1 protein-coding gene is annotated in these 8,340 nt (G+C 70.9%); it reads left to right on the forward strand.

What is annotated here, in order from left to right; translation table 11 throughout:
- Positions 1 to 12: 12 nt before the first annotated feature.
- Positions 13 to 8,340: amino acid adenylation domain-containing protein (locus tag ACFY2A_RS30435; RefSeq protein ID WP_387176773.1), on the forward strand; the 8,328-nt coding region annotated here is incomplete at its 3' end.

The following is an 8,340-nucleotide window of genomic DNA, read 5'->3' on the forward strand; positions in this document are numbered from 1 at the left end:
GACGGGCAGTTGGTGTTCGCGGGTCGCGCGGATCAGCAGGTCAAGGTTCGTGGCTTCCGGATCGAGCCCGGCGAGGTCGAAGCGGTTCTTCAGGAGCATCCGCAGGTTTTGCAGGTTGCGGTCGTTGCTCGTGAGGACGTGCCGGGGGACAGGCGTCTGGTGGCTTATGTGGTGTCGGCCGGTGGGGACGTCACTGGGTTGCGGGAGTTTGTGGGGCAGCGGTTGCCGGAGTACATGGTGCCGTCGGTGGTGGTGGTGCTGGATCGGTTGCCGTTGACGGTGAATGGGAAGTTGGATCGGCGGGCGTTGCCGGCGCCGGAGTATGAGGTGGGGTCCGGTCGTGGTCCGGTGTCGGTGCAGGAGGAGATCCTGTGTGGGGTCTTCGCCGAGGTGCTGGGGCTGGATCGGGTGGGCGTCGATGATGACTTCTTCCGTCTGGGTGGGCATTCGCTGCTCGCCGTGCGACTGGTCGAGCAACTGCGTAGCCGCGGCGTGTCCGTGTCGCTGCGGGCGCTGTTCGAGACGCCCACCCCGGCCGGTCTGGCCACGTCCACCGGGACGGACGCCGTCGAGGTGCCGGACAACCTGATCCCGGACGGCGCGGACCACATCACGGCGGACATGCTGCCGCTGGTGGAGCTGTCCGACGCCCACGTCGACCAGATCGTGGCCGGCGTCGACGGCGGCGCCGCCAACGTCGCCGACGTGTATCCGTTGGCGCCGTTGCAGGAGGGACTGCTGTTCCACCACCTGATGGCCGAGGACGGTGAGGACCCGTACGTCCTGGTCTCGGTCATGCGTTTCGATTCCCGGACCCTGTTGGACGGATTCGTGCGGGCGCTACAGCAGGTGGTCGATCGGCACGACATCTATCGCACCGCGGTGGTCTGGGACGGGCTGCCCGAGCCGGTCCAGGTGGTGTGGCGCCACGCCACCGTGCCGCTGGCGACGCACGTGCTGGCGGAGGGACACCCGGACCCGGCGAAGCAGCTCATCGACCTGGTCGGCCTGTCAATGGAGCTGGGCCGGCCGCCGTTGATGGACGTGCACGCCGCCCAGGTCGGCGACGGCTGGCTCGGGCTGCTGCGGATGCACCACATGCTCCAGGACCACCAGGGCATGGACGTGCTCCAGCAGGAGGTGCAGGCCATCCTCGCCGGCCGGGCGCAGGAGCTGGCGCCGGCGCTGCCGTTCCGCAACTTCGTCGCGCAGGCCCGCAGCGTTCCGCGGGAGGAGCACGAGCGGTTCTTCGCCGAGCTGCTGGGCGACGTTACCGAACCGACCGCGCCGTACGGCCTGATGGACGTTCGCCGAAGCGGCGCCGAGAGCCTGGGCGCAGCGATCGCGATGCCGGACGAACTCGTCGACCGGCTGCGGGAGCTGTCCCGGCAACTCGGCGTAAGCGCGGCGACGGTCCTGCACGTGGCGTGGGCCCGGGTGGTCGCCGCGCTGTCCGGCCGTGACGACGTCGTGTTCGGCACGGTGCTGTTCGGCCGGATGAACGCGGGCGCCGGTTCCGACCGCGTGGTTGGTCCCTTCATCAACACGCTGCCGGTGCGGGTCCGCTCCGGCAGAATGGGGGTGCGCGAGGCGGTCGAGGACATGCGGCGGCAGCTCGCCGCGCTGCTGGAGCACGAGCACGCTCCGCTCGCGGTCGCGCAGCAAGCCAGCGGGGTTGCCGAGAACACGCCGCTGTTCACGTCGCTGTTCAACTACCGGCACGTGTCGCACGGACTGGCCGAGCCGGACGGCGAGCGCGCGTCCAGCGGCATCCGCAGCGTGTACTCGCAGGAGCGGACGAACTACCCGCTCACCATGTCGGTCAACGACCTGGCCGGCGGCGGGATCACCTTCGGCGTGGAGGTGACCGAGCCCGCCGATCCGGAGGTGGTGGCTCAGCTCCTGTGCACCGCGGTCGACCACCTGGTGACCGCGCTCGACGACGGCGCCGAGACGCCGGTCGGCGCGGTGCAGGTCTTCACCGACGCCCAGCGGGATCAGGTGCTGGCCGCCTGGAACGACACCGCGGCCGAGATCCCGGACGCCTCGGTGGTCGAACTCTTCGAGCGGCAGGTAGCGGCCACCCCGGACGCGCCCGCGGTGATCGCGGACGAGGTCCAGGTGTCCTACCGGGAGCTGGACGCGGCGGCGAACCGGGTGGCGCGTCACCTCGCCGGGCTGGGCATGGGCGCCGAGTCGCTCGTCGCGGTCGTGATGGACCGCGGCATCGACCTGGTTGCCGCGCTGCTGGGCGTGTGGAAGGCCGGGGCCGCGTACGTGCCGATGGATCCGCACCTGCCTGCCGACCGGATCGAGTACATGCTGTCGGACAGCGGGGCGCGGCACATGCTGACCTCGGCGGCCGGCGAGTGGACGGTACCGACGACGGTCGTCGCGGAACTGGCCGGCGTCGACGACGGTCCGATGCCCGGCGTGCGCGTGTGGGCGGGCAGCGCGGCGTACGTGATCTACACGTCCGGATCGACCGGCCGCCCGAAGGGCGTCGCCATCCCGGTCGGCGCGCTGGTCAACCTCCTCGTCGACATGCGCGGCCGGGTCGGGATGACCCCGACCGACCGGTTGCTCGCGGTGACCACGGTCGGCTTCGACATCGCCGGGCTGGAACTGTTCGTGCCACTGCTCAGCGGCGCGGCCGTGGTGGTGGCCGGCGGGGACGCGGTGCACGACCCGGCCCGGATGCGGGCCGAGATCGACCGCACCGGCGTGACCACGGTGCAGGCCACCCCGACGCTGTGGCAGTCGCTGCTGGCCGAGCAGCCGCAACTCGCCGCCGGGCTCGAGGTGTTGGTCGGCGGTGAGGCGCTGCCGCTGCCGGTGGCCCAGGCCCTGCGCGACACCGCCCGGCGGGTGACCAATGTGTACGGCCCGACGGAGACGACAATCTGGTCCACCTCCTCGGTGGTGCGGGAGCAGAGCACCGGTGAGCCGTCGATCGGCCGGCCGATCGGCAACACCCAGGTCTACGTGCTGGACGGATTCCTCCAGCCGGTGCCGCCCGGGGTGGTCGGCGACCTGTACATCGCCGGCACCGGCGTGGCCCGCGGCTACGTGGGCCGGGCCGGGCTGACCGGTGAGCGGTTCGTGGCGTCGCCGTTCGAGCCTGGCCGGCGTATGTACCGCACCGGCGACCTGGCCAAATGGGCCGCCGACGGGACGCTGGACTTCCTCGGCCGGGTCGACGACCAGGTGAAGCTGCGTGGCTTCCGGATCGAGCTCGGCGAGATCGCCGCGGTTCTTCAGGACCACCCGGCGGTCGGCCAGGTGGCGGTGGTGCTGCGCGAGGACAGCCCCGGCGACAGGCGTCTGGTGGCTTATGTGGTGTCGGCCGGTGGGGACGTCACTGGGTTGCGGGAGTTTGTGGGGCAGCGGTTGCCGGAGTACATGGTGCCGTCGGTGGTGGTGGTGCTGGATCGGTTGCCGTTGACGGTGAATGGGAAGTTGGATCGGCGGGCGTTGCCGGCGCCGGAGTATGAGGTGGGGTCCGGTCGTGGTCCGGTGTCGGTGCAGGAGGAGATCCTGTGTGGGGTCTTCGCCGAGGTGCTGGGGCTGGATCGGGTGGGCGTCGATGATGACTTCTTCCGTCTGGGTGGGCATTCGCTGCTGGCGGTGCGGTTGTCGTCGCGGGTTCGGGCGGTGTTGGGTGCCGAGATTCCGCTGAGGGTGTTGTTCGAGGCGCCGACTGTGGCGGGTTTGGTGGGGTGGCTGGCGGCTGGCCATGCTGGTCGGGCGCGGCTTGCCATCAGGACGGACAACCGGCCGGAGCGTGTGCCGTTGTCGTTTGCGCAGCAGCGGTTGTGGTTCCTTGGTCAGCTTGAAGGGCCGAGTCCGCTTTACAACCTTCCGGTGGTGGTGCGTCTGGATGGTGGGGTGGATGTTGGCGCGTTGGATGCGGCGTTGCGTGACGTGATTGGTCGTCATGAGTCGTTGCGGACGGTGTTCGCGGTGGCGGACGGTGAGCCGTATCAACGGATTCTGGATGTTGGGGAGGTGCCGTCGGTTCTTCAGGTGCACGCGGTGGCGCCGGAGGAGCTGGATCGGGTTGTGGGTGAGGCGACCGGCTATGCGTTCGATCTCGCTGTTGAGTTGCCGATCCGGGCGTGGTTGTTTGAGCCTTCTGTTCTCGTGTTGGTGGTGCATCACATCGCTAGCGACGGTTGGTCGGCGGCGCCGTTGAATCGGGATCTGGCGTTGGCGTATGAGGCGCGGTTGCGGGGTGAGGCGCCGGTGTGGGTGCCGTTGCCGGTGCAGTATGCCGATTACGCGGTTTGGCAGCGTGAGTTGCTGGGGTCGGAGTCGGATCCGGGGAGCCTGTTGTCGGCGCAGGTGTCCTATTGGCGGGAGGCGTTGTCGGGTGCGCCGGAGGAGTTGACTCTGCCGGTGGATCATCCGCGGCCTGCGGTGGCTTCGCATCGTGGGTATCAGGTGCCGCTGTCGGTGTCGGCTGAGGTGCATTTGCGGCTTGTCGAGTTGGCTCGGGCCGAGGGCGTGACCACGTTCATGGTGTTGCAGGCCGCGTTCGCGGTGTTGTTGTCCCGGCTGGGTGCTGGGAATGATATTCCGATCGGTTTCCCGGTGGCGGGGCGCAATGACGAGGCGTTGGACGATCTGGTCGGGTTCTTCGTCAATACCTTGGTGCTGCGTACGGACCTGTCGGGTGACCCGACGTTCGCTGAGGTGTTGGGTCGGGTGCGGCGGTCCACGTTGGATGCTTTGGAACACCAGGACGTGCCGTTCGAGCGTCTCGTGGAGGAGCTGGCGCCGTTGCGGTCGCTGGCCCGGCATCCGCTGTTCCAGGTGATGCTCACCCTGCAGAACCTCGAACGCGGCACGGCCGGCCGGCCATCGGCGCAAGCCGGAGCGGTGAACGCGCGATTCGACGTGGAGATGACCGCAGCCGAGGCGTTCGACACCGACGGCCGCCCGGCCGGACTGCACGGTGTGCTCGTGGTCGCGGCCGACCTGTTCGACGCGCCGACCGCGGAACGGATCGCCGCATGGTTCGTACGGGTGCTGACGGCTCTGACCGCCACCCCCGGCACCCGGCTGCGCGGCGTCGAACTGCTCGACGCGAGCCTGCGGGACCGGGTGCTGGTCGGGTGGAACGACACCGCCGCCGAGATCACCGACGCCACCGTCGTGGACCTGTTCGACCGGCAGGTCGCCGCCTTCCCGGACGCGGTCGCGGTGATCGGCGACGGCGTCGAGCTGTCCTACCGCGAGCTGGACGCGGCGGCCAACCGGGTGGCGCGGCACCTGGCCGCCCAGGGCGTCCGGGCGGAGTCGGTCGTCGCGGTCGTGATGGACCGCGGCGTCGACCTGGTGACCGCGCTGCTCGGCGTCTGGAAGGCCGGCGGCGCCTATCTGCCGATCGACCCGAAGGCGCCGGCCCGGCGCATCGAGTTCATGCTGTCCGACAGTGGCGCGCAGCACATGCTGACCTCGACGGAGGGCGACTGGACCGTGCCGGCCACGGTGGTGTCGGAGCTGGGCGACGTCGACGACAGCCCGGTGCCGGTAAGGCTCTCCGCGGCCGGTGCGGCGTATGTGATCTACACGTCCGGGTCGACCGGCACCCCGAAGGGCGTCGTCGTGTCGCACGCCGGTGCGGTGAACCTGCGGCTGGCGCAGGCCCGGACCTGGAACACCGGGCCGGGCGCGCGGGTGCTCCAGTTCGCGTCGATCGGCTTCGACGCCGCCACGTGGGAACTGCTGATGGCGTTGGGTGGCGGCGGCGCGCTGGTCGTGGCCCCCGCCGACGAGCTGCGGCCCGGTTCGGGCCTGGCGGAGCTGCTGGACCGGCACGCGGTGACCCACGCGACCCTGCCGCCGGCGGTGCTGGCCGTGCTGGACCCGGCAACCGTCCGCTCGGTCGGGACCGTGGTGTCCGCGGGCGAGGCGCTGGACCGGGCCCTGGTGGACCGGTGGGCGACCGGGCGGCAGCTGGTGAACGCGTACGGCCCGACCGAAACCTCGGTGTGCGCCACGATGTCGGCGCCGCTGTCCGTGGGCCAGGCCCCGACCGTGGGCGGCCCGATCGCGAACACCCGGGCGTACGTGCTCGACGACAGCCTGGCCCCGGTGCCGCCGGGCGTGGCCGGTGAACTCTACGTCGCCGGCGCCGGGGTGGCGCGCGGCTATGTGGGCCGCGCCGCGTTGACCGCCGAACGGTTCGTGGCCTGCCCGTTCGGCTCCGACGAGCGGATGTACCGCACCGGCGACCTGGTGAAATGGACCCCGGACGGGCAACTTATGTACGCCGGCCGGGTCGACCAACAGGTCAAGGTCCGCGGCTACCGCATCGAGCCGGGCGAGATCGAGGCGGTCCTTCAGGCCCACCCGGACGTGCTCCACGCCGCGGTGACGGTGCGCGAGGACGCCCCTGGGGATCGGCGATTGGTGGCGTACGTCGTACCGGCCGACGGCAACGCCGGTATCACCGGCCTGGCCGAGTTCGCGGGGCAGCGGCTGCCGGAGTACATGGTGCCCGCCGCGGTGGTGGTGCTGGACCGGCTGCCGCTGACCGTCAACGGCAAGCTGGACCGGCGGGCGTTGCCGGCGCCGGACTACTCGGCCGGCACGGGCCGCGACCCGGCCACGGCGCAGGAGGAGATCCTGTGCGCGGTCTTCGCCGAGGTGCTCGGCCTCGACCGGGTCGGCGTCGATGACGACTTCTTCCGCCTGGGCGGCCATTCGCTGCTCGCGGTGCGGCTGGTGGAGCTGCTGCGCGGCCGCGGTGTCGCGGTGTCGGTGCGGGCGCTGTTCGAGACCCCGACCCCGGCCGGGCTGGCCTCCACCACCGCGGCCGACGTGCTCGTGGTACCGGACAACCTGATCCCGGACGGCGCGGACCACATCACGGCGGACATGCTGCCGCTGGTCGCGTTCACCGACGCCGATGTCGAGCGCGTGGTAGCCGGCGTCGAAGGCGGCGCGGCGAACGTGGCCGACGTGTACCCGTTGGCGCCGCTTCAGGAAGGCCTGCTGTTCCACCATCTGATGGCCCGGGACGGCGAGGATCCGTACGTCTCGGCGTTCGTCATGCGGTTCGACACACGGGGCCACCTCGACGCGTTCGTGGCCGCGCTTCAACAGGTCGTGAACCGGCACGACATCTACCGCACCGCGGTCGTGTGGGACGGGCTGCCGGAGCCGGCGCAGGTGGTGTGGCGCACCGTCGCGCTGCCGGTGACGACCCACCTGCTCGGCGAGGAACTGGCGGCCGACCCGGTGGCCGGTCTGGTCGAGCTGGCCGGGCCGGGCATGGACCTGAGCCGGCCGCCGCTGATGGACGTGCATGTGGCGCGGGACGGTGACGGCTGGCTGGGTCTGCTGCGGATGCACCACATGCTCCAGGACCACCAGGGCATGGACGTCCTCCAACAGGAGGTGCAGGCAATCCTCGACGGGCGGTCGGCGGAGCTGGCGCCGGCCCTGCCGTTCCGCAACTTCGTGGCGCAGGCCCGCAGCGTTCCGCGGGCCGAGCACGAGCGGTACTTCGCGGTGCTGCTCGGCGACGTGACGGAGCCGACCGCGCCGTACGGCCTGATGGACGTGCTGGGCGACGGCACCGGGTCGACCGCCGCGGTGGTGCCGGTGCCGGACGACGTCGCCGGCCGGCTGCGCGAGGTGTCGCGGCAACTCGGCGTGAGCGCGGCGACCGTGCTGCACGTGGCGTGGGCGCGGGTGCTGTCGGTGCTGTCCGGCCGTGACGACGTGGTGTTCGGCACGGTGCTGTTCGGCCGGATGAACGCGGGTGCGGGCGCCGACCGGGTGGTCGGTCCGTTCATCAACACGTTGCCGGTGCGGGTGCCGACCGGGCGGGTGGGGGTGCGCGCCGCGGTGGCGGAGATGCGGCGGCAGCTCGCGGCGCTGTTGGAGCACGAGCACGCGTCGCTGGCCGTGGCACAGCAGGCGAGCGGGGTCGCCGAGAACACGCCGCTGTTCACGTCGCTGTTCAACTACCGGTTTGTCGCGCCGGGCGGGGAGCCGAGTGGGACGCAGCAGGGCATCCGCAGCGTCTACTCGCGGGAGCGGACGAACTATCCACTGACGGTGGCGGTCAACGACCGGGATACGGGCGGGCTGAGCCTCAGCGTGGAGGTGACCAACCCCCTCGACCCGGAGGCGATCGGGCGGTTGCTGTGCACCGCCGTCGAGAATCTGGTCGCCGCGCTCGCCGAGGGCGATGTTCCGGTGCACGCGGTGGAGGTGCTCGAGGCGCCGCAGCGGGAGCAGCTTCTGCTCGGTTGGAACGGCACTGTGGTTGATCTTCCTGCGGGGACGTTTGGGGCGGTTTTCGAGGCGCGGGTGGGTTTGTCG

Source organism: Micromonospora sp. NPDC000442 (assembly GCF_042898635.1).
Taxonomy (GTDB): domain Bacteria; phylum Actinomycetota; class Actinomycetes; order Mycobacteriales; family Micromonosporaceae; genus Micromonospora.